Here is a 20,790-nt window from a genome sequence, read left to right on the forward strand (position 1 = left end):
TATGAATGATACGCCATTCGGGGACGTTTGACGGCAACTTTCAGGCATAAAAAAACCAGCCCGCAGGCTGGTTTTTCAGAGCATTTCACCGCGAGCGATGAATCAGCGATTACGCGTCGCCGAAACGACGACGTGGTGCAGCAGGTGCGCCATCATCACGGCGTGGGGCCGGTTTGCCGTCACGGTTGTAGTTACCGCCACGACGCTCGCCGCCGTTGCCGCCTTCACGACGTTCACCGAAGGAACGACGTGGGCCGCCTTCGCGACGTTCGCCGTTGAACGGACGCCCGTTGCCGCGACGCTCGCCGCCGTTGCCACCGTCACGACGCTCGCGGCGTTCGAACGGCTGTGCATCGCCCAGCAGCTGCATGTTCATCGGCTTGTTCAGGATGCGGGTGCGAGTGAAGTGATTCAGGATCTCGCCCGGCATGCCTTTTGGCAGCTCGATGGTGGAGTGGGACGCGAACAGCTTGATGTTACCGATGTAACGGCTGCTGATGTCGCCTTCGTTAGCGATAGCGCCAACGATGTGACGCACTTCTACGCCATCGTCACGGCCCACTTCGATGCGGTACAGCTGCATTTCGCCAACGTCACGACGTTCGCGACGCGGACGATCGCCGTCACGGCTGTCGCGGCGATCGCCACGGTCACCGCGACGATCGTCACGGTCGTTGAATTCGCGGCGCTGACGCGGCTTGAAGACCGGATCCGGCGGCAGGATCAGCGGACGTTCGCCCTGTGCCATTTTCAGCAGCGCTGCGGCCAGGGTTTCCATATCCAGCTCTTCTTCCGGCTGCAGTTTGGTCAGCAGTGCGCGGTACAGATCCAGATCGCTGCTTTCCAGCTGCTGCTGAACTTTCGCCGCGAACTTGGCCAGACGACGCTCGCCCAGCAGTTCTGCGTTCGGCAGTTCCACTTCCGGGATGGTCAGCTTCATGGTGCGTTCAATGTTGCGCAGCAGGCGGCGTTCGCGGTTTTCCACGAACAGCAGCGCGCGGCCGGCGCGGCCCGCACGACCGGTACGGCCGATACGGTGAACGTAAGACTCGGAGTCCATCGGGATGTCGTAGTTGACAACCAGGCTGATGCGCTCAACGTCCAGGCCGCGGGCCGCAACGTCGGTCGCGATCAGGATATCCAGACGACCGTCTTTCAGGCGCTCCAGGGTCTGCTCACGCAGCGCCTGGTTCATGTCGCCGTTCAGCGCGGCGCTGCTGTAACCGCTGCGCTCCAGCGCTTCGGCCACTTCCAGGGTCGCGTTCTTGGTGCGCACGAAGATGATCGCCGCGTCAAAGTCTTCGGCTTCCAGGAAACGCACCAGCGCTTCGTTTTTACGCATGCCGTACACCGACCAGTAGCTCTGGCTGATGTCCGGACGGGTGGTCACGCTGGACTGGATGCGCACTTCCTGCGGCTCTTTCATAAAGCGGCGGGTGATGCGACGGATCGCTTCCGGCATGGTGGCGGAGAACAGCGCGGTCTGATGTTCAGCCGGGATCTCAGCCATGATGGTTTCTACGTCTTCGATAAAGCCCATGCGCAGCATTTCGTCGGCTTCATCCAGCACCAGACCGCTCAGGTTGGAGAGGTTCAGGGTACCGCGCTTCAGGTGGTCCAGCAGGCGGCCTGGGGTACCCACAACGATTTGCGGGCCCTGGCGCAGAGCGCGCAGCTGCACGTCGTAACGCTGGCCGCCGTACAGGGCTACCACGTTGACGCCGTTCATGTGTTTGGAGAAATCGGTCATCGCTTCGGCAACCTGAACCGCCAGTTCGCGGGTCGGTGCCAGCACCAGGATCTGAGGTGCTTTCAGGTCTGCCTGCAGGTTGTGCAGCAGCGGCAGCGAGAACGCTGCAGTTTTACCACTACCGGTCTGTGCCATGCCCAGCACGTCGCGGCCGTTCAACAGGTGAGGAATACACTCAGCCTGGATCGGAGATGGTTTTTCATAGCCCAGATCGTTCAGGGCGGAAATGATTGGAGCAGACAGCCCCAGATCAGCAAAAGAGGTTTCAAACTCAGTCGTCATGTACACGTGCCTCATTAATAATGGCAGCCAGTCTACATAACTCGTCGAGAAAATTTTCAGTCATTTTCATTGAAAAGTGTGAACCGGCTCAAATTAGATTATAAAACGAACAAAAAAGCCCTCGCCCGTGAAGGCGATAACTTTGGTTAAAAACCAATGTTCATCAGGCTGATAGGTGTTCGTCAGCTATTGCTGGTCCGATTCCGATAGGTCGTCTTGCTCTTGGCCCAAAAGCGCCAATTCCAACAATGCATAGCGGTGCTCAACGAAGTTGTGAACGTTGTTAGCCACCGTCAGTTTGAACAGCGCCGAAGCGGTGTCCTTGTCCCCCAGACTCAGGTAGTGTTTACCCAAATAGAAGTCAGTTTCACTGAGATGCTCAGCGAGCGAAGTGTTATCCGTTGCATCTGCCTTGAGGCGTTCCATCAGCGTTTTTTCGCTGATCTTGCCCAGGTAGAATTCGACAATATTCCATCCCCATTGCCCTCTGTCCGCTTTGTCATAGCGCTGCTGAAGCGCTACCTCGGCCTTCTTGGGATCGATTTCTCGCTCCACCAGATACAGCCATAACGAACGGAAGGGATCGTTTGGGTCGTCTTGATAAAACGCCTGCAGATCATCCTGCGCCAACGGGAAGCGGCCGCCATAATACAGTGCGATGCCCCGGTTTAAACGCGCGTAATTGTAAGTTGGATCAAGCTCTAGTACAGAATCAAACGCTTCATAGGCAGCATCAAAATTGCCTGCCTGCGTTAAGTAAATGCCCAGGTAGTTGAAAACTTCCGGCATGTCGGGACGTATCGCCAGCGCCTGCGAGAAATCATTGCGCGCTAATGCACGTAACCCGAGGCTATCATACAGCACACCGCGCTCATATAAAAGCTGTGCGCGTTCGTCATCCGTCAGTGCCCGGCTGGCAAGAATTTGTTCCATGCGCGCCAGGATCACTTCCTGCTGCAACGTTGGCTGCAACGGGATTGCCAAAACTTCGTCTTTACGCCAATCATGGTTGCTGCATCCTGCCAGCATGAGTGCTGTCGCAACGTAACACCAGCGCAAGAAAGGCTTCATTTCCCACTCCCGAAGACAAACATTGGATGAACGTCCTGTCCTCCGTTTGCTAAAACGCGGGCATCCTACCCGCGCGATACGAACAGCTCCCAACCCCGTGGCGGGGAGCTGTAAAACTATCTATACAGTTATTCTGCTTCAGGCGCAGGTGAACCCGCTTCCGGCGCCATCGCTTCTTTGATGCTCAGACGCACGCGGCCCTGACGGTCAACTTCCAGTACCTTAACCGGCACTTCCTGACCCATCTGCAGATAGTCGGTCACTTTCTCGACGCGCTTGTCGGCGATCTGAGAAATGTGTACCAGACCTTCTTTACCACCGCCGATAGCGACGAATGCGCCGAAATCAACGATACGGGTCACTTTACCCTGGTAGATACGGCCCACTTCGATCTCTGCCGTGATCTCTTCGATACGACGGATAGCGAATTTCGCCTTCTCCCCGTCGGTCGCAGCGATTTTAACTGTACCATCATCTTCGATTTCGATGGTAGTGCCAGTCTCTTCGGTCAGCGCGCGGATAACGGAACCGCCCTTACCGATCACGTCTTTGATTTTATCCGGGTTGATGCGGATAGTATGAATACGCGGTGCGAATTCGGAGATATCGCCGCGCGGGGTGCTGATAGCCTGTTCCATCACGCCCAGGATGTGCAGACGCGCGCCCTTGGCCTGGTTCAGAGCCACCTGCATGATTTCGCGGGTGATGCCTTCGATTTTGATGTCCATCTGCAGCGCGGTGATACCGTCGCGGCTACCGGCCACTTTGAAGTCCATGTCGCCCAGGTGATCTTCGTCACCCAGAATGTCGGACAGAACCACAAAGTTATCGGCTTCTTTCACCAGACCCATCGCGATACCCGCAACGGCAGCCTTGATTGGCACACCGGCGTCCATCAGCGCCAGAGACGCGCCGCACACGGAAGCCATGGAAGAAGAACCGTTGGATTCGGTGATTTCAGACACCACGCGAACGGTGTACGGGAAATCTTCCGGTTTAGGCATCATAGCCAATACGCCGCGTTTCGCCAGGCGACCGTGACCGATTTCACGACGCTTAGGAGAACCGACCATGCCGGTTTCGCCCACGGAGTACGGAGGGAAGTTGTAGTGGAACAGGAAGCTGTCGGTCTTCTCGCCCATCAGCTCGTCCAGGTTCTGTGCGTCGCGCGCGGTGCCCAGGGTCGCGGTAACCAGCGCCTGAGTTTCGCCACGGGTGAACAGCGCGGAACCGTGGGTGCGCGGCAGTACGCCGGTGCGCACGTCCAGGCCACGGATCATGTCTTTTTCACGGCCGTCGATACGCGGCTCGCCACGCAGTACGCGGCTGCGCACCACGTTTTTCTCCAGGTTGCCCAGGATGTCCTGGATTTCGCCGGCGTCCAGCGTTTCGTCCTGCGCCAGCAGGGTTTCAACAACGCTGTCTTTGATCGCGTCAACCTGAGCGTAACGCTCTTGTTTTTCAGTGATGTGGTAAGCGTCGCCCAGGCGAGCTTCGGCCAGTTCAGCCACGCGCGCTTGCAGCGCTTCGTTGACCGCAGGCGCCTGCCAATCCCACTTCGGTTTGCCGGCTTCGGCAACCAGCGCGTTGATGTTTTCGATAACCACTTGCTGCTGGTCGTGGCCGAACACCACGGCGCCCAGCATCTGATCTTCGCTCAGCACGTCCGCTTCGGATTCCACCATCAGCACTGCGCCGGCGGTACCGGCAACCACCAGATCCAGACGGCTTTCTTTCAGCTCATCGGTCGTCGGGTTCAGCACGTACTGATCGTTGATGTAACCCACGCGCGCGGCGCCGATTGGGCCGTTGAACGGAATACCGGACAGGCTCAGGGCTGCGGAAGCACCGATCATCGCAACGATGTCCGGGTTCACCTGCGGGTTAACGGAAACCACGGTCGCGATCACCTGAACTTCGTTCAGGAAGTTGTCCGGGAACAGTGGACGGATCGGACGGTCGATCAGACGGGAAGTCAGGGTCTCGCCTTCGCTCGGACGGCCTTCGCGACGGAAGAAGCTACCCGGGATGCGGCCGGCGGCGTAGGTACGCTCTTGGTAGTTAACGGTCAGCGGGAAGAAGCTCTGGCCCGGCTTGGCTTTTTTCTGGCCAACGACGGTAACGAATACGGCGGTGTCATCCATGCTCACCATAACGGCGGCGGTGGCCTGACGCGCCATCATACCGGTTTCGATGGTGACGGTATGCTGGCCATACTGGAATTTGCGAATGATCGGTGTCAGCAAAATTATATCCTTGATTAGCGGCGCGCAATCGCATTGACGACTCGACACGCCTGTGACTCGATTTGCCTTCTCACTACATCCTCGCGACTAATGACAATCCTTATCTCAGGCGGGAGATAAAGCCTCTCATTAGCCGCGCGAACCTCTGTAACGGAAGAACCTGTTTGGAAACATCAGTAATACATTAACCTGATTTGCTTATGCTTCCTAGAAGAAAGGGGCCAAAATAGGCCCCTTTCCACTGAAACTTGCTAGATTAGCGACGCAGACCCAGACGCTCGATCAGGCTGGTGTAACGTGCTACATCTTTACGCTTCAGGTAGTCCAGCAGCTTACGACGCTGAGAAACCATACGCAGCAGACCACGACGGCTGTGGTGATCTTTTTTGTGCTCGGAGAAGTGGCCTTGCAGATGGTTGATCTGCGCAGTCAGCAGGGCAACCTGAACTTCGGTAGAACCGCTGTCGTTAGTACCACGACCGAAATCAGCTACGATTTGAGCTTTAGCTTCAACACTTAGAGACATTGTAATACTCCAGATTATAGATAATAAAAACAGGCGCCGATCTCTAATTCAGCAACCCAATGCATAAGCTGCGCCATTCTACTCTTAGCGCAGTGCGATCGCAAGGCGACGCAGAGCCCCGCCGTCAGTCGAAATGCTCGACCACCAGGCGGCGCGGCGCCACGCGACCGTCCTCGGCGATGTCGCCAACGCCGATGAATTTTCGCTCTTCACCCTCGGTGATGCGCACCAGGCCAGAAGCTGGCGCGCCGGCCACTTGCACCGGTTGCCCCTGCTTGACGTAGCCCGCCACCACCGGCAGCAAATTCACTTCCGGATAGTTCTCAACCGGGCTGTCCATCGGCATCAGCAGCGGATCGAGCAGCTCGCCGGGCGCAATCGCTTGTTCCTGCGCTTGCTCCAGCAGGGCGTTCAGCTGTTCCAGCGTCACCATGCGCGCGATCGGGTAAGTCGCCACCTGCAGGCGGCGCAGATAGATCACGTGCGCGCCGCAGCCCAGCAGCTCGCCGAGATCGTCGGTGATGGTGCGGATGTAGGTGCCTTTCGAGCAGTGGATCTCCAGCTCCAGCTCATCCCCTTCCCAACGGATAAACTGCAGCTCGTACACCGTTATGCTGCGCGCTTCGCGCGGCACTTCAATGCCCTGGCGCGCATACTCGTAGAGTTTCTTGCCCTGGTATTTCAGCGCCGAATACATCGACGGCACCTGCTGGATATCGCCGCGGAAGGTGTCCAGCGCCGCGTCGAGCTGCGCCTGGGTGAGGTTCACCGGGCGCTCCTGCACGATCTGGCCGTCGGCGTCGGAGGTATCGGTACGCTGTCCCAGCTTGGCGATCACCCGATAGCGCTTGTCGGAATCGAGCAGATATTGCGAAAACTTGGTCGCTTCGCCCAGGCAGATAGGCAGCATGCCGGTCGCCAGCGGATCGAGCGCGCCGGTATGGCCCGCCCGGTTGGCGTTGTACAGGCGTTTTACTTTTTGCAGCGCATCGTTGGACGACAAACCCTGCGGCTTGTCCAGCAACAGCACGCCGTGGATATCACGGCCGCGGCGACGAGGGCGACTCATTAATCCTCCTTGTCATCGCCTGAGGCGGAACGGCGCTCGGCGTCGTTCTTCACCACGTTGGTCACCAGGTTGGACATGCGCATGCCTTCCACCAGGGAGTTGTCGTAAGCGAAGGTCAGCTCCGGCACCACGCGCAGGCGCATCGCTTTGCCCAGCAGGGTGCGGATATAACCGGAAGCGTCCTGCAACGCTTTAATGCCGTTGGTGACCAGATCCGGATCGTGGTTCTCGGTCAGTACGTTCAGAAAGGTGACGTAAACCTTGGCATACGCCAGGTCACGGGACACTTCTACGCCGGAAACGGTCGCCATGCCGACGCGCGGATCTTTCACTTCACGCTGCAGAATGATCGCAATCTCTTTCTGCATCTCTTGCGCCACGCGTTGGCCGCGGCTGAATTCTTTTGCCATTTTGGATTCTCCAGACAAATCGGGGGGCACAAAGGCCCCCCGTAAACAGATATAAGCAGATGTGCAATCGTTAAGCGATGGTGCGTTGAATCTCAATGATTTCGAACACTTCGATCATGTCGCCGACGCGCACGTCGTTATAGTTCTTAACGCCGATACCACATTCCATGCCGTTACGGACTTCGTTAACGTCATCTTTGAAGCGACGCAGGGATTCCAGCTCGCCTTCATAGATAACCACGTTGTCGCGCAGTACGCGGATTGGGTTGTGACGCTTGATGGTCCCTTCGGTAACCATACAGCCAGCGATAGCGCCGAACTTAGGCGATTTGAACACGTCACGCACTTCGGCCAGGCCGATGATCTGCTGCTTGTATTCCGGCGCCAGCATACCGCTCATCGCCTGCTTCACTTCGTCGATCAGGTTATAGATCACGGAGTAGTAACGCAGATCCAGGCTCTCCGCTTCGATCACGCGGCGCGCAGAAGCGTCGGCACGCACGTTGAAGCCCAGGATGATGGCGTTGGAAGCCGCAGCCAGCGTCGCGTCGGTTTCGGTGATGCCACCTACGCCGGAGCCGACAATCTTCACCTTCACTTCGTCGGTGGAGAGTTTCAGCAGCGAGTCGCTGATCGCTTCGCAAGAACCCTGTACGTCGGACTTCAGTACGATGTTCAGCTCGGACACTTCGCCGTCGGTCATGTTGGCGAACATGTTTTCCAGCTTGGACTTCTGCTGACGCGCCAGTTTGACTTCGCGGAACTTGCCCTGACGGTACAGCGCCACTTCACGCGCTTTCTTCTCATCGCGCACCACGGTTGCTTCGTCACCCGCTGCAGGCACGCTGGACAGACCCAGGATTTCCACAGGGATAGACGGACCGGCGGAGGTCACGTCACGGCCCAATTCGTCGCGCATCGCACGCACACGGCCGTATTCGAAGCCGCACAGGACGATATCGCCCTTGTTCAGCGTACCTTCCTGAACCAGCACGGTAGCCACAGGGCCACGGCCTTTATCCAGGAAGGACTCGATCACCACGCCGCTCGCCATGCCGCTGCGAACTGCTTTCAGTTCCAGAACTTCGGCCTGCAGCAGGATAGCCTGCAGCAGCTCGTCGATACCGGTACCGGCTTTCGCGGACACGTGGACGAACTGCGCTTCGCCGCCCCACTCTTCCGGCATAACGCCGTACTGAGACAGCTCCTGCTTAACGCGGTCCGGATCGGCTTCCGGCTTGTCGATTTTGTTCACCGCAACCACCAACGGCACCTGCGCCGCTTTCGCGTGCTGGATAGCTTCGATGGTCTGTGGCATCACGCCGTCGTCGGCCGCCACTACCAGCACCACGATGTCAGTTGCCTGAGCACCGCGAGCACGCATCGAGGTAAACGCGGCGTGGCCCGGGGTATCCAGGAAGGTGATCATGCCGTTCTCGGTTTCTACGTGGTAGGCACCGATGTGCTGGGTAATGCCGCCGGCTTCGCCCGCCGCCACTTTGGTGGAGCGGATGTAGTCCAGCAGAGAGGTTTTACCGTGGTCAACGTGGCCCATGATGGTCACGACCGGCGCGCGCGGCTCGGCCGCAGCGCCCGTATCACGGTCGCTCATCAGCGCTTCTTCCAGCTCGTTTTCACGACGCAGGATAACTTTGTGGCCCATCTCTTCGGCAACCAGCTGTGCGGTTTCCTGGTCGATAACCTGGTTGATGGTGGCCATGGCGCCCAGCTTCATCATCACTTTGATGACCTGAGAACCTTTTACCGCCATCTTGTTGGCCAGCTCGGCCACGGTGATGGTTTCGCCAATCACCACGTCACGGTTAACCACCTGCGCCGGCTTGTTGAAGCCCTGCTGCAGAGCGCTAGGCTTGCGTTTGCCTTTACCGCCACGGGTAACGGCACGCGCCTCTTCACGATCCGCTTTGGATTCGGACAGCTTGTTGCCTTTCTTCTGCTTGGTGGCTTTGCCGCCGCGGGTGCGGCTGCGACGATCGCCTTCAACTTTGGCGTCGTTTTCATCTTCCGCGGCGCGGGCGTGCTGAGAGGTGGTCACGTGATAGTCGGCGCTTTCAACCGCGGCGCTTGCCGCGTCTGCCTGGGCCCACTTCTCGCCGTTCTCTTCGGCCATGCGACGGGCTTCTTCCGCCACGCGCTTGGCTTCCTCTTCAACCTTGCGGCGCACTTCCTCTTCCGCTTTGCGTTTCAGTTCAGCGGCTTCGGCTTCACGGCGTGCTTTTTCCGCCTGAGCTGGCTTGGTCATTTCGTCGGTATGTTGATTGGTCACTTTTTCTTTTTCCGCTGAATTACGCTTAGCAATCTCCGCGGCCTCACGTTTGGCTTGCTCTTCGGCTGCGCGCTTCGCTTCCGCTTCGCGTTTTGCGAGCTCTTCCGCTTCGCGCCGTGCCTGCTCTTCCGCTTCACGCTGTGCCTGCTCTGCCGCTTCAGCCAACTGGGCTTCCTGCGTATCGCGATTTACATAAGTGCGTTTCTTGCGGACCTCAATTTGCACCGATTTACTTTTACCGCCGGTGCTCGGGATATTCAAGGTGCTGCGCGTTTTGCGCTGCAAAGTGAGTTTACCCGGCGCGCTGCCGTGTTCACGGTTCAGGTGCGCCAGCAATGTTTCTTTTTCTTGCTGGGTAACAGAGTCCGACTCGGACTTGTTGATCCCTGCATCAGCAAACTGCTGTACCAGGCGATCAACCGGAGTCTGAATCTCTGCTGCCAGCGATTTTACGGTTACATCTGTCGTCATGCTGTTCCTTCCTGCTACAGTTATTACGCGTTGTCGCCAAACCAACAGATATTGCGTGCAGCCATGATCAGCTCACCGGCTTGCTCATCGCTAAGCCCTTCAATATCAGCCAGATCGTCAACACCCTGCTCGGCAAGATCTTCCAGCGTACAAACCCCACGCGCGGCCAGTTTAAAGGCCATGCTGCGCTCAAGACCCGGCAGGTTGAGCAAATCGTCGGCCGGTTTGTTGTCGCCCAGGCTTTCTTCTTGTGCCAGGGCCAGCGTGGTCAATGCAGCTTTGGCGCGTTCGCGCAATGCTTCAACCGTATCTTCATCCAGACCGTCGATTTCCAACAGCTCTTTGATCGGCACGTAGGCCAGCTCTTCCAGCGTGGAGAAGCCTTCTTCAACCAGTACGGTGGCGAAATCTTCGTCGATATCAAGATACTTGGTGAAGGTATCAATAGCGGCATGAGCCTCGGCCTGGTGCTTGGCCTGCAGGTCGTCCGCCGTCATCACGTTCAGTTCCCAACGATCGTCGCCGCGGTGTTGTTTCAGCAGTTGGGAAGCCAAACGCACGTTTTGGCCGTTACGGCCGATCGCCTGCGCCAGGTTGCTGGCTTCAACGGCGATATCCATGGTGCAGTTATCTTCGTCTACCACGATCGACGCGACGTCGGCCGGCGCCATGGCGTTGATGACGAATTGCGCTGGGTTATCATCCCACAGGATGATGTCGATGCGTTCGCCGCCGAGCTCGCTCGACACGGCCTGAACGCGCGCACCGCGCATGCCTACGCAGGCGCCGACCGGGTCGATGCGCTTGTCGTTGGTTTTCACTGCAATTTTCGCGCGGGAGCCTGGATCGCGGGCTGCCGCTTTAATTTCGATCACTTCTTCGCCGATTTCCGGCACTTCGATGCGGAACAGTTCTTTCAGCATTTCCGAGCTGGAACGGCTGACGAACAGCTGCGCGCCGCGAGCTTCAGGACGCACGGCGTACAGTACGCCGCGAATGCGGTCGCCCGGACGGAAGTTTTCGCGCGGCAGCATGTCTTCACGGCCAATCACCGCTTCGGCGTTGTTGCCCAGATCCAGCGCGATGCTGTCACGGTTCACTTTCTTCACCACGCCGGTGACGATCTCACCTTCGTGTTCACGGAAAGCGTCAACCACCATCGCACGCTCGGCTTCACGCACTTTCTGCACGATAACCTGCTTGGCGGTTTGGGTGGTGATACGGTCGAAGGTCACGGATTCGATCTGATCTTCGACGTAGCCGCCGAGCTCGATGCTCGGATCCTCAAACTGAGCAGCTTCCAGCGTGATTTCACGCGTTGGCTGCGTCACTTCGTCTACGGCGACCCAACGGCGGAAGGTATCGAAATCGCCGGTTCTGCGATCAATGCTGACGCGCACGTCGATTTCCTGCTCGTATTTTTTCTTGGTTGCGGTGGCTAATGCAGTTTCCAGCGCTTCGAAAATCTTCTCGCGCGGAAGGGATTTTTCATTGGAAACTGCTTCAACAACAGCCAGAATCTCTTTGTTCATCCTAGTTGCCTCTTCCAAACTTTAAAAGTGGGGTACCAGGTTCGCTTTCTGGATGTTGCTCAGCGCGAACACTTCATCTTTCCCTTCCACAGTAACCGTGATCATCTCGCCTTCGACAGACTTGATAATACCCTGCCACTTGCGACGGTTCTGTACCGCCATGCGCAGGACCAGGCCGACTTCTTCACCGAGGAAACGCGTATAGTGCTCTGCGGTGAACATCGGGCGATCAAGGCCAGGAGAGGAGACTTCCAAGTTGTAAGCGACCGTGATTGGATCTTCGACGTCCAATACAGCGCTGACCTGGTGGCTGACATCAGCGCAATCATCAACATTGATGCCGTTATCACTATCAATATAGATGCGGAGCGTCGATTGGCGCGCACGAATGAATTCGATGCCTACAAGCTCAAAGCCCAACGCTTCTACGGGTGCCGAAAGCATCTCTGTTAACTGTTGCTCTAATGTGGACAAGCCCACCCCCAAGACATAAAAAAAGGGCTAAATAGCCCAGTGATTCTGTTGCCAAATAACAAAAAACCCCGAAAAAATCGGGGCTTTATGCAACTGGACCCTGTTTGCCGCTAGGCGGCCTCGGTACAACTTTCGAGCAAGTGTCATTTTCAAATGTTGATCGAGAAAAGCGGATTTCAATCGAAAAGTGTATTTGAAAATAAACACTTAAAGGAAAGTGGTTGCGGGGGCCGGATTTGAACCGACGACCTTCGGGTTATGAGCCCGACGAGCTACCAGGCTGCTCCACCCCGCGTCCGAAAACGTGGCAAATACTACGCCGATAATCGCAAAATTGCAAGTTATCTCTGGGATTTGGTACCGAGGATGGGACTCGAACCCACAAGCCCGTTAGGGCACTACCACCTCAAGGTAGCGTGTCTACCAATTCCACCACCTCGGTACTGATTCTTACTGCTAACGGCCGTTGTTCTTTCGAGTTCACAACCACCGTTTACAAACTTTTTCGGCTTACTGCGGGATATCGCTGCTCGGCTTGGCAGGTGCTGCCGGCGCGGTTGTCTGCTCAGTTTTCACTGGCTGACCCAGGTTTTCCCACTCACTGCCTTTCTTGCTTTGGTTGCTGCTGAGGTTGCCCAGAATCAGGCTGATGACGAAGAACAGCGTCGCCAGCACAGCAGTCATGCGGGTCATAAAGTTACCGGAACCACTCGAACCGAACAATGTGCCTGATGCACCTGCTCCGAAAGAGGCTCCCATATCAGCGCCTTTACCTTGCTGCAACATAATCAGAGCAACCAGCCCGATTGAAATCAGCAGGAAAATTACCAGAAGAGCTTCGTACATAGTAGTACCCGTATCCTTGCGGCCTCACCGCATGCCAAATGCTTCACACTCATCAAGCAGGCGTTTTTATAAACTGCCTACTGAAGCGGGTGTGAATACTAACCAAAGCCGCCAACCCGCGCAAGGGCAATTTGCAGCCGCCGGCGCGTTTGCGGAAAAAAACGCCAACAATCGCCTATTCGGGCTCAGCTGTGCCGAGCCCGATGGCTAACTGTCTGTTTTAACCGGCGGATTTCACCGCATCGGCAATGCGATGCGCCAGCGCGGTCACCTGCTGCTCGTCCTCGCCTTCCACCATTACGCGGATCAGCGGCTCGGTGCCCGATTTGCGCAGCAGCACCCGGCCGCGGCCGGCCAACTCGGCCTCTACCTGCTCGGTGACCTTGCGCACCGCGTCGGACTCCAGCGGATTGTGATCGCCGGCGAAGCGCACGTTGACCAGGATCTGCGGCAGCAGCTTCATGCCGCTGCACAGGTCATGCAGGCTCATGTGGTTGCGCACCATGGCGGTCAGCACCTGCAGCCCGGCCACGATGCCGTCACCGGTGGTGGTTTTGTCCAGCAGGATCACATGGCCGGAGTTTTCCGCACCGATGCGCCAGCCCAGTTCCTGCAGTTTTTCCAGCACGTAGCGGTCGCCCACTTTGGCGCGAGCGAACGGAATACCCAGCTGTTTCAGCGCCAGCTCCAGCCCCATATTGCTCATCAGGGTGCCGACCGCACCACCGCGCAGCTGGCCCTGACGCAGGCCTTCGCGGGCGATGATGTACAAGATCTGATCGCCGTCCACCTTGTTGCCCAGGTGATCCACCATCATCACGCGGTCGCCGTCGCCGTCAAACGCCAGGCCTACGTGCGCTTTTTCCTGCAGCACGCGCTCCTGCAGTTGACGCACGTCGGTAGCGCCGCACTTCTCGTTGATGTTCATGCCGTCCGGTTCAACGCCGATGGCGATCACCGTGGCGCCCAGCTCGCGCAGCACGCTCGGCGCGATGTGGTAGGTCGCCCCGTTGGCGCAGTCAACCACGATTTTCAGCCCCTTCAGGCTCAGCTCGCTTGGGAAGGTGCCTTTGCAGAATTCGATATAGCGGCCGGCGGCGTCGATGATGCGGCTGGCTTTACCCAGCTCGGCGGACTCCACGCAGGTCAGCGGCTTTTCCATCTCGGCTTCGATAGCTTCTTCGACGTTGTCCGGCAGCTTGGCGCCGTCGATCGAGAAGAACTTGATGCCGTTGTCATAGAACGGGTTATGAGAAGCGGAAATGACGATGCCCGCTTCTGCGCGGAAGGTGCGCGTCAGATAGGCCACCGCCGGGGTGGGCATCGGCCCGGTGAAGGAGGCGGACAGCCCTGCGGCCGCCAGGCCGGCTTCCAGCGCGGACTCCAGCATATAGCCGGAGATGCGCGTATCCTTACCGATGATGATCTTGCGGGAACCGTGACGCGCCAGCACTTTACCGGCCGCCCAGCCGAGCTTCAGCACGAAGTCCGGCGTGATGGGGCTGTCCCCGACCTTGCCACGGATGCCGTCGGTGCCAAAATATTTGCGCTCGCTCATGTCTCTACTGTCCCTTAGCTGAAAGTGTTGCCTCGACGACACGCATCGCCTCGACGGTTTCTTTAACGTCATGCACTCTGACAATCTGCGCGCCCTGCATCGCCGCGATCACCGCGCAGGCAACGCTGCCGATCACCCGTTGATCCGGCGGCACGTTCAGCAGTTGCCCAATCATCGATTTACGCGACATGCCGACCAATAGCGGCAAACCGAAACGATGAAACTCCGACAACCGCGCCAGAAGCTGATAGTTGTGCGCCAAATTTTTACCGAAACCGAAGCCTGGGTCGAGCAGCAATTTCTGATTTGTTATCCCCGCCTCGTTACAGCGCCGGATATGGTGCTCGAAAAACGCCTGAACGTCGGCGATCAGATCGTCGTAGTGCGGCGCCTGCTGCATGGTGCGCGGCTGCCCTTGCATATGCATCAGACAGACCGGCAGCCCGCTTTCCGCCGCCGCCGCCAGGGCACCCGGCTCCTGAAGTGAGCGAATGTCGTTGATCAGGTGTGCGCCGGCGTGCGCCGATTCGCGGATCACGCCCGCTTTCGAGGTATCGACAGAGATAAAGACTTCAAAACGCTGCGCCAGCGCTTCCACCACCGGCACGACCCGTTCCAATTCTTCCTCTTCACTCACCTCTGCCGCCCCCGGCCTTGTCGACTCGCCGCCGATATCGATCATCGTGGCGCCGGCCGAAATCAGCGCATGCGCGTGCAGCAATGCCTGGTTCAGGGTGTTGTGGCGGCCGCCGTCGGAAAATGAATCCGGCGTCACGTTGAGGATGCCCATCACCTGCGGATGGGAGAGATTGAGCGTCATGTCGCGCACGGTTAACTGCATGGTTGGTCCACCTTACTGTTGCCTGGTTCACTGCCCGCCGGGCAAAAAAAACCCCGGCATGCCGGGGTTTGATGTTATTACACAGCCGCAATTACTTGTCGAGCTGTTCGGACATGGTGTTGCCCGGCGTTGGGGTGCGCGGCTCATCTACCGGCGTCGGGGCTTTCGGGGTGCCGCCGTTGTCGGAGCTGTTGCCTTTGTTCGCATCGTCCCAGCCCGCAGGCGGACGCACGTCTTTGCGGTTCATCAGATCGTCGATCTGCGGCGCATCGATGGTTTCATACTTCATCAGCGCATCCTTCATCGAATGCAGGATGTCCATGTTTTCCATCAGCAGCGAGCGAGCACGCGTGTAGTTACGCTCGATCAGCGACTTCACTTCCTGGTCGATGATGCGCGCGGTTTCATCCGACATGTGCTTCGCCTTGGCCACGGAACGGCCCAGGAACACTTCGCCCTCTTCTTCCGCATACAGCAGCGGCCCCAGCTTCTCGGAGAAGCCCCACTGGGTCACCATGTTGCGGGCGATGGAGGTCGCCACTTTGATGTCGTTCGACGCACCGGTAGAGACTTTCTCCGGCCCGTAGATGATCTCTTCCGCCAGACGGCCGCCGTACAGGGTAGAGATTTGGCTCTCCAGCTTCTGACGGCTGGCGCTGATCGCATCCCCTTCCGGCAGGAAGAAGGTCACGCCGAGCGCACGGCCGCGAGGAATGATCGTCACCTTGTGCACCGGATCGTGTTCAGGAACCAGGCGGCCAATGATGGCGTGGCCCGCTTCGTGATACGCGGTCGACTCTTTCTGCGCTTCGGTCATCACCATGGAGCGGCGTTCCGCACCCATCATGATCTTGTCTTTGGCTTTCTCGAACTCCACCATCGACACCACGCGCTTGTTGCCGCGGGCGGCGAACAGCGCCGCTTCGTTGACCAGGTTAGCCAGATCGGCACCGGAGAAGCCCGGCGTACCGCGCGCAATGACGGAGGCGTCGATGTCGGCCGCCAACGGCACGCGGCGCATGTGCACCTTCAGGATCTGCTCACGGCCACGCACATCCGGCAGCCCGACCACGACCTGACGGTCGAAGCGGCCCGGACGCAGCAGCGCAGGGTCAAGCACGTCCGGACGGTTGGTGGCCGCGATGACGATGATGCCTTCGTTGCCTTCGAAACCGTCCATCTCAACCAGCATCTGGTTCAGGGTCTGTTCGCGCTCATCGTGACCGCCACCCAGGCCGGCGCCACGCTGGCGACCGACGGCGTCGATTTCATCGATGAAGATGATGCACGGCGCGGCTTTCTTCGCTTGCTCGAACATGTCGCGCACGCGGGATGCCCCCACACCGACGAACATTTCGACGAAGTCGGAACCGGAAATGGTGAAGAACGGCACCTTCGCTTCGCCGGCGATCGCTTTCGCCAACAGCGTTTTACCGGTCCCCGGCGGGCCAACCATCAGCACGCCTTTCGGGATCTTGCCGCCCAATTTCTGGAAACGGCTCGGCTCGCGCAGGTATTCCACCAGTTCGCTCACCTCTTCTTTCGCTTCGTCACAACCGGCGACATCGGCGAAAGTGGTCTTGATCTGGTCTTCCGTCAGCATGCGGGCCTTGCTCTTGCCGAAGGACATCGCGCCCTTGCCGCCGCCGCCCTGCATTTGCCGCATAAAGAAGATCCAGACCCCGATCAGCAACAGCATCGGGAACCAGGAGATAAAGATAGAAGCCAGCAGGCTCGGTTCTTCAGGCGGCTCGCCGACAACTTTCACATTCTTCGTTAACAACGTATCCAGCAACTTAGGATCGTTGACAGGGATGTAGGTCGTGTATTTGTTACTGTCTTTCTTGGTAACGTTAATTTCACGTCCGTTGATTCGCGCTTCGCGAACCTGGTCCTGGGTCAGTTCGGACATGAAGGTAGAGTAATCCACCCTACGGCCATTCGACTCGCTGGGCCCAAAGCTCTGGAATACAGACATCAACACTACCGCGATGACTAACCAGAGAATTAGGTTTTTCGCCATGTCACTCAAGGGATTAACCTCATCTTACAACTGTGTTAACAAACAGCGTTAGGGTACTACAGTTTGCGCCCTGTCGCTACAATGTACACTTCGCGCGAACGGGCGCGGGAAGCGTCTGGCTTACGAATCTTAACCTTCGTAAACAGGGAGCGAATTTCCCGTAGGTACTCGTCAAAGCCATCTCCCTGGAACACCTTCACCAGGAAACTTCCGCCTGGTGCGAGGACATCCCGACACATATCCAGCGCCAACTCCACCAGATACATCGACCTTGGAATATCGACCGCCGGGGTGCCACTCATATTCGGGGCCATATCGGACATGACCACCTGAACCTTACTCTCGCCTACTCGTTCCAACAGCGCCTTCAGCACCAGTTCATCACGAAAATCGCCCTGAAGGAAATCGACGCCAACGATAGGATCCATTGGCAAAATATCACAGGCGATGATGCGCCCGGTACCGCCGATTTGGGTGACCACATACTGCGACCAGCCGCCCGGCGCGGCGCCGAGATCCACCACGGTCATGCCCGGTTTGAACAGTTTGTCGCTCTGCTGTATTTCATCAAGTTTAAACCAGGCGCGGGAACGCAGTCCCTTTTTCTGCGCCTGCTGTACATATTTATCGCTAAAGTGTTCTTGTAACCAGCGACTGGAGCTAGCCGAACGCTTTTTATTAGCCATCTCGTTTTCCAACTATCATAAAAAGAGTCTTATGTCAGGGTCGCTGCTCACGTAGACTCACACCGGTGAAGACCGATTTGGTGATATACATGAGATGGCGGTAGAATGTACCGTTTTCAATCCCAACTTAAGCAAAAAAGACAATGAATCTGAATAATAAACAAAAACAGCACCTGAAAGGCCTGGCGCATCCGTTAAAACCGGTGGTGATGCTGGGCAATAACGGTCTTACCGAAGGGGTGCTGGCTGAAATTGAACAGGCTCTGGAGCATCACGAGCTGATCAAGGTAAAAATCGCCGCTGAAGATCGCGAAACCAAAACCCTGATCGCCGATGCTATCGTGCGTGAAACGGGCGCCTGCAATGTGCAAGTTATCGGCAGTACGCTTATTCTTTACCGCCCGTCGAAAGAGCGCAAGATCAGTCTACCGCGTTAATAACCATCAGGTTAACGAAAAGGTGCCATGCGCCTGACCAAGATAAAAGGCCGCTTGCGGCCTTTTTCCTATCTTTACAAAACGTTGGCGCATTAATGACCAACGGCCTCGATCAGAGATACTCAACCTTCAGGATCTCATACTCGACGTCGCCGCCAGGGGTTTTGATCACCACCACATCGTCTTGCTCTTTGCCGATCAGGCCGCGCGCCATCGGCGAGTTTACCGAAATCAGATTTTTCTTGAAATCGGCCTCATCGTCGCCAACGATGCGGTAAGTCACTTCTTCTTCACTGTCCAGATTCATCACCGATACGGTGGCGCCGAAGATCACTCGGCCGGTGTTCGGCATCTTGGTGATATCGATCACCTGAGCATTGGACAGCTTGGCTTCGATTTCCTGAATGCGGCCTTCGCAGAAACCCTGCTGTTCGCGGGCGGCGTGGTACTCGGCATTCTCTTTCAAATCGCCGTGCTCGCGCGCTTCCGCGATGTCCGCAATGATTTTCGGGCGGCGCACGCTTTTCAGATATTCGAGCTCTTCGCGCAGTTTTTCAGCGCCAAACAAGGTCATCGGAATTTGGTTCATCGTATAAATACCTCTAAATCTTTCCTGTTCAAATAACCGTCATCCTGACGTATTCGTATGAAAACACGGTTGGCATACCGCCACCCGCCTCCAGGCGACAAACAAAAGAAACCTGACTCGGAACGGAGCCCAAGCCAAGATCGGTTTTGCATTTTGATACGCATTTTAGCCTAGAGTTCCTTGAGGGTCATCGTTTACTTTTTCCCTGATTGCACCGTAGTATGACGGCACGTTATCCAGCTGTTATCCCGAGATTATGCGTTTTTCACGAATTGTCAGTGCATTGGCTTGCGCATTTGTTCTGAATGCGAATGCGGCCCCGGTTGAAGAGTACACACAATATCTGCCTGATGGGGCCAACCTTGCCCTGGTCGTTCAGAAAATCGGTGCCGGCGCGCCGACGATCGATTTTCACTCTCAGCAGATGGCGCTGCCGGCCAGTACCCAAAAAGTGCTAACGGCGCTGGCGGCATTGCTGCAACTCGGGCCCGATTACCGTTTCACCACCACGCTGGAGAGCCAGGGCGATATCCGCGACGGCGTGCTGCGCGGCAACCTGATCGCCCGCTTCAGCGGCGATCCGACCTTCAAACGCCAGAGCCTGCGCAATATGGTGGCCGTCCTGAAGAAACAGGGCGTGCGCCAAATCAGTGGCGACGTGCTGGTCGATACCTCGGTCTTCGCCAGCCATGACAAGGCGCCCGGCTGGCCGTGGAACGATCTGACGCAGTGCTTCAGCGCGCCGCCGGCCGCCGCCATCGTCGATCGCAACTGTTTCTCGGTTTCGCTGTACAGCGCGCCGAATCCGGGCGACATGGCGTTTATCCGTGTCGCCTCCTATTATCCGGTCAATATGTTTAGCCAGGTGCGCACCCTGGCGCGCGGCTCTGCAGACGCGCAGTACTGCGAACTGGACGTGGTGCCGGGCGAGCTGAACCGCTTTACCCTGACCGGTTGCCTGACGCAGCGCAGCGAACCGCTGCCGCTGGCCTTCGCCATCCAGGACGGTGCCAGCTATGCGGGCGCCATCCTGAAAGACGAACTGATCCAGGCCGGCATCCAGATCGACGGGCACTTGAAACGCCAGACGCGCCCCGGCATCACCGGCACGGTGATCGCGCAAACCCAGTCGGCGCCGCTGCACGATCTGTTGAAGATCATGCTGAAAAAATCGGACAACATGATCGCCGATACCGTCTTCCGCACCATCGGCCACGAACGCTTCGGCGTGCCGGGCACCTGGCGAGCGGGTGCCGATGCGGTACGGCAGGTGCTGCGCCAGAAGGCCGGCATCGATCTGGGCAACACCATCATCGCCGACGGCTCCGGCCTGTCGCGCCACAACCTGCTGGCGCCGGCGACCATGATGCAGGCGCTGCAGTACATCGCGCAGCACGACAACGAGCTGAACTTCATCTCGATGCTGCCGCTGTCCGGCTATGACGGCACCCTGCGCTACCGCGGCGGCCTGCACGAAGCCGGCGTCGACGGCAAAGTGTCGGCCAAGACCGGCGCGCTGCAGGGCGTGTACAACCTGGCGGGCTTCATCACCACCGCCAGCGGCCAGCGCATGGCCTTCGTGCAGTATCTCTCCGGCTACGCCGTGCCGCCGGAGGATCAGAAACAGCGCCGCGCGCCGCTGGTGCGTTTCGAAAGCCGCCTGTATCGGGATATTTACCAAAACAACTGAGG

At 57.7% G+C, this 20,790-nt stretch carries 18 protein-coding genes and 2 tRNA genes; 2 read left to right on the forward strand and 18 right to left on the reverse strand.

Annotated elements, in window-relative coordinates; all coding sequences use genetic code 11:
• Positions 1-109 precede the first annotated feature (109 nt).
• The 17 genes from ACJ8HB_RS11945 to rlmE all read right to left on the reverse strand — a co-directional run bounded on the left by ACJ8HB_RS11945 (position 110) and on the right by rlmE (position 18,072).
• A complete protein-coding gene (locus tag ACJ8HB_RS11945) occupies positions 110-2,032 on the reverse strand; it encodes a DEAD/DEAH family ATP-dependent RNA helicase (RefSeq protein WP_004933492.1) in 1,923 nt (640 codons plus the stop codon).
• Positions 2,022-2,102 (reverse strand): protein YrbN, encoded by an 81-nt coding sequence (gene yrbN / locus ACJ8HB_RS11950; protein WP_099032700.1) that lies wholly within the window; start codon positions 2,100-2,102, stop codon positions 2,022-2,024. The genes ACJ8HB_RS11945 and yrbN overlap by 11 nt, the downstream gene beginning before the upstream one ends.
• Before the next feature lie 116 nt (positions 2,103-2,218).
• Positions 2,219-3,103 (reverse strand): lipoprotein NlpI, encoded by an 885-nt coding sequence (gene nlpI, locus ACJ8HB_RS11955; protein ID WP_033636826.1) that lies wholly within the window; start codon positions 3,101-3,103, stop codon positions 2,219-2,221.
• Positions 3,104-3,231: 128 nt separating this feature from the next.
• The gene (pnp, locus tag ACJ8HB_RS11960; protein ID WP_033636825.1) at positions 3,232-5,349 is read right to left on the reverse strand and encodes a polyribonucleotide nucleotidyltransferase; all 2,118 of its coding nucleotides are present in this window, start codon (positions 5,347-5,349) and stop codon (positions 3,232-3,234) included.
• A 256-nt stretch (positions 5,350-5,605) separates the two neighbouring features.
• Positions 5,606-5,875, reverse strand: coding sequence for a 30S ribosomal protein S15 (gene rpsO, locus ACJ8HB_RS11965; protein WP_004933502.1), 270 nt, complete (start codon positions 5,873-5,875; stop codon positions 5,606-5,608).
• Positions 5,876-5,999: 124 nt separating this feature from the next.
• Positions 6,000-6,944, reverse strand: a complete 945-nt coding sequence (gene truB, locus ACJ8HB_RS11970; protein ID WP_047569620.1) for a tRNA pseudouridine(55) synthase TruB — start codon at positions 6,942-6,944, stop codon at positions 6,000-6,002.
• On the reverse strand, positions 6,944-7,354 hold the full coding sequence (rbfA, locus tag ACJ8HB_RS11975) for a 30S ribosome-binding factor RbfA (protein WP_004933508.1): 411 nt from the start codon (positions 7,352-7,354) through the stop codon (positions 6,944-6,946). Before rbfA ends, truB begins: the two co-directional genes overlap by 1 nt.
• A 70-nt stretch (positions 7,355-7,424) precedes the next feature.
• Positions 7,425-10,112: a translation initiation factor IF-2 gene (infB, locus tag ACJ8HB_RS11980; RefSeq protein WP_033652759.1), complete on the reverse strand. Its 2,688-nt coding sequence runs from the start codon at positions 10,110-10,112 to the stop codon at positions 7,425-7,427.
• A gap of 23 nt (positions 10,113-10,135) precedes the next feature.
• Positions 10,136-11,644: a transcription termination factor NusA gene (gene nusA, locus ACJ8HB_RS11985; RefSeq protein ID WP_019453340.1), complete on the reverse strand. Its 1,509-nt coding sequence runs from the start codon at positions 11,642-11,644 to the stop codon at positions 10,136-10,138.
• Between the two features lie 21 nt (positions 11,645-11,665).
• On the reverse strand, positions 11,666-12,118 hold the full coding sequence (gene rimP / locus ACJ8HB_RS11990) for a ribosome maturation factor RimP (RefSeq protein WP_072021593.1): 453 nt from the start codon (positions 12,116-12,118) through the stop codon (positions 11,666-11,668).
• Positions 12,119-12,336: 218 nt separating this feature from the next.
• Positions 12,337-12,413: transfer RNA gene (locus ACJ8HB_RS11995), tRNA-Met, on the reverse strand.
• Positions 12,414-12,473: 60 nt separating this feature from the next.
• A tRNA-Leu gene (locus ACJ8HB_RS12000) sits at positions 12,474-12,560 on the reverse strand.
• A gap of 68 nt (positions 12,561-12,628) precedes the next feature.
• On the reverse strand, positions 12,629-12,964 hold the full coding sequence (gene secG, locus ACJ8HB_RS12005; RefSeq protein ID WP_004933519.1) for a preprotein translocase subunit SecG: 336 nt from the start codon (positions 12,962-12,964) through the stop codon (positions 12,629-12,631).
• A gap of 220 nt (positions 12,965-13,184) precedes the next feature.
• Positions 13,185-14,522 carry a phosphoglucosamine mutase gene (gene glmM, locus ACJ8HB_RS12010; RefSeq protein WP_033636821.1) on the reverse strand — a complete coding sequence of 446 codons (1,338 nt, stop codon included), beginning with the start codon at positions 14,520-14,522 and terminating at the stop codon, positions 13,185-13,187.
• 4 nt (positions 14,523-14,526) lie between these two features.
• Positions 14,527-15,363, reverse strand: a complete 837-nt coding sequence (gene folP, locus ACJ8HB_RS12015) for a dihydropteroate synthase (protein WP_033648673.1) — start codon at positions 15,361-15,363, stop codon at positions 14,527-14,529.
• 91 nt (positions 15,364-15,454) lie between these two features.
• On the reverse strand, positions 15,455-17,386 hold the full coding sequence (gene ftsH, locus ACJ8HB_RS12020) for an ATP-dependent zinc metalloprotease FtsH (protein ID WP_004933529.1): 1,932 nt from the start codon (positions 17,384-17,386) through the stop codon (positions 15,455-15,457).
• A gap of 56 nt (positions 17,387-17,442) precedes the next feature.
• Positions 17,443-18,072, reverse strand: coding sequence for a 23S rRNA (uridine(2552)-2'-O)-methyltransferase RlmE (gene rlmE / locus ACJ8HB_RS12025; RefSeq protein WP_004933533.1), 630 nt, complete (start codon positions 18,070-18,072; stop codon positions 17,443-17,445).
• 143 nt (positions 18,073-18,215) lie between these two features.
• Between rlmE and yhbY the strand changes: the two genes are divergently transcribed.
• Entirely contained in the window at positions 18,216-18,509 is a 294-nt protein-coding gene (gene yhbY / locus ACJ8HB_RS12030) for a ribosome assembly RNA-binding protein YhbY (RefSeq protein ID WP_004933536.1), read from the forward strand.
• A gap of 112 nt (positions 18,510-18,621) precedes the next feature.
• Here yhbY and greA read toward each other — a convergent pair whose 3' ends face one another.
• Entirely contained in the window at positions 18,622-19,098 is a 477-nt protein-coding gene (greA, locus tag ACJ8HB_RS12035; RefSeq protein ID WP_004933539.1) for a transcription elongation factor GreA, read from the reverse strand.
• A 256-nt stretch (positions 19,099-19,354) separates the two neighbouring features.
• On the opposite strand from greA, the gene dacB reads away from it, so the two are divergent.
• Positions 19,355-20,788: a serine-type D-Ala-D-Ala carboxypeptidase gene (gene dacB / locus ACJ8HB_RS12040; RefSeq protein ID WP_047569626.1), complete on the forward strand. Its 1,434-nt coding sequence runs from the start codon at positions 19,355-19,357 to the stop codon at positions 20,786-20,788.
• The last annotated feature ends 2 nt before the right edge of the window (positions 20,789-20,790 follow it).

The organism is Serratia sp. CY27727 (assembly GCF_052169275.1).
Taxonomy (GTDB): domain Bacteria; phylum Pseudomonadota; class Gammaproteobacteria; order Enterobacterales; family Enterobacteriaceae; genus Serratia; species Serratia sarumanii.

What these genes read in the sequence shown, in the direction of transcription:
- ACJ8HB_RS11945 (WP_004933492.1), bottom strand. Translation starts at nt 2,032, where the DNA reads ATGACGACTGAGTTTGAAACCTCTTTTGCTGATCTGGGGCTGTCTGCT.
- yrbN (WP_099032700.1), bottom strand. Translation starts at nt 2,102, where the DNA reads ATGAAAATGACTGAAAATTTTCTCGACGAGTTATGTAGACTGGCTGCC.
- nlpI (WP_033636826.1), bottom strand. Translation starts at nt 3,103, where the DNA reads ATGAAGCCTTTCTTGCGCTGGTGTTACGTTGCGACAGCACTCATGCTG.
- rpsO (WP_004933502.1), bottom strand. Translation starts at nt 5,875, where the DNA reads ATGTCTCTAAGTGTTGAAGCTAAAGCTCAAATCGTAGCTGATTTCGGT.
- truB (WP_047569620.1), bottom strand. Translation starts at nt 6,944, where the DNA reads ATGAGTCGCCCTCGTCGCCGCGGCCGTGATATCCACGGCGTGCTGTTG.
- rbfA (WP_004933508.1), bottom strand. Translation starts at nt 7,354, where the DNA reads ATGGCAAAAGAATTCAGCCGCGGCCAACGCGTGGCGCAAGAGATGCAG.
- infB (WP_033652759.1), bottom strand. Translation starts at nt 10,112, where the DNA reads ATGACGACAGATGTAACCGTAAAATCGCTGGCAGCAGAGATTCAGACT.
- nusA (WP_019453340.1), bottom strand. Translation starts at nt 11,644, where the DNA reads ATGAACAAAGAGATTCTGGCTGTTGTTGAAGCAGTTTCCAATGAAAAA.
- secG (WP_004933519.1), bottom strand. Translation starts at nt 12,964, where the DNA reads ATGTACGAAGCTCTTCTGGTAATTTTCCTGCTGATTTCAATCGGGCTG.
- glmM (WP_033636821.1), bottom strand. Translation starts at nt 14,522, where the DNA reads ATGAGCGAGCGCAAATATTTTGGCACCGACGGCATCCGTGGCAAGGTC.
- folP (WP_033648673.1), bottom strand. Translation starts at nt 15,363, where the DNA reads ATGCAGTTAACCGTGCGCGACATGACGCTCAATCTCTCCCATCCGCAG.
- ftsH (WP_004933529.1), bottom strand. Translation starts at nt 17,386, where the DNA reads ATGGCGAAAAACCTAATTCTCTGGTTAGTCATCGCGGTAGTGTTGATG.
- rlmE (WP_004933533.1), bottom strand. Translation starts at nt 18,072, where the DNA reads ATGGCTAATAAAAAGCGTTCGGCTAGCTCCAGTCGCTGGTTACAAGAA.
- yhbY (WP_004933536.1), top strand. Translation starts at nt 18,216, where the DNA reads ATGAATCTGAATAATAAACAAAAACAGCACCTGAAAGGCCTGGCGCAT.
- greA (WP_004933539.1), bottom strand. Translation starts at nt 19,098, where the DNA reads ATGAACCAAATTCCGATGACCTTGTTTGGCGCTGAAAAACTGCGCGAA.
- dacB (WP_047569626.1), top strand. Translation starts at nt 19,355, where the DNA reads ATGCGTTTTTCACGAATTGTCAGTGCATTGGCTTGCGCATTTGTTCTG.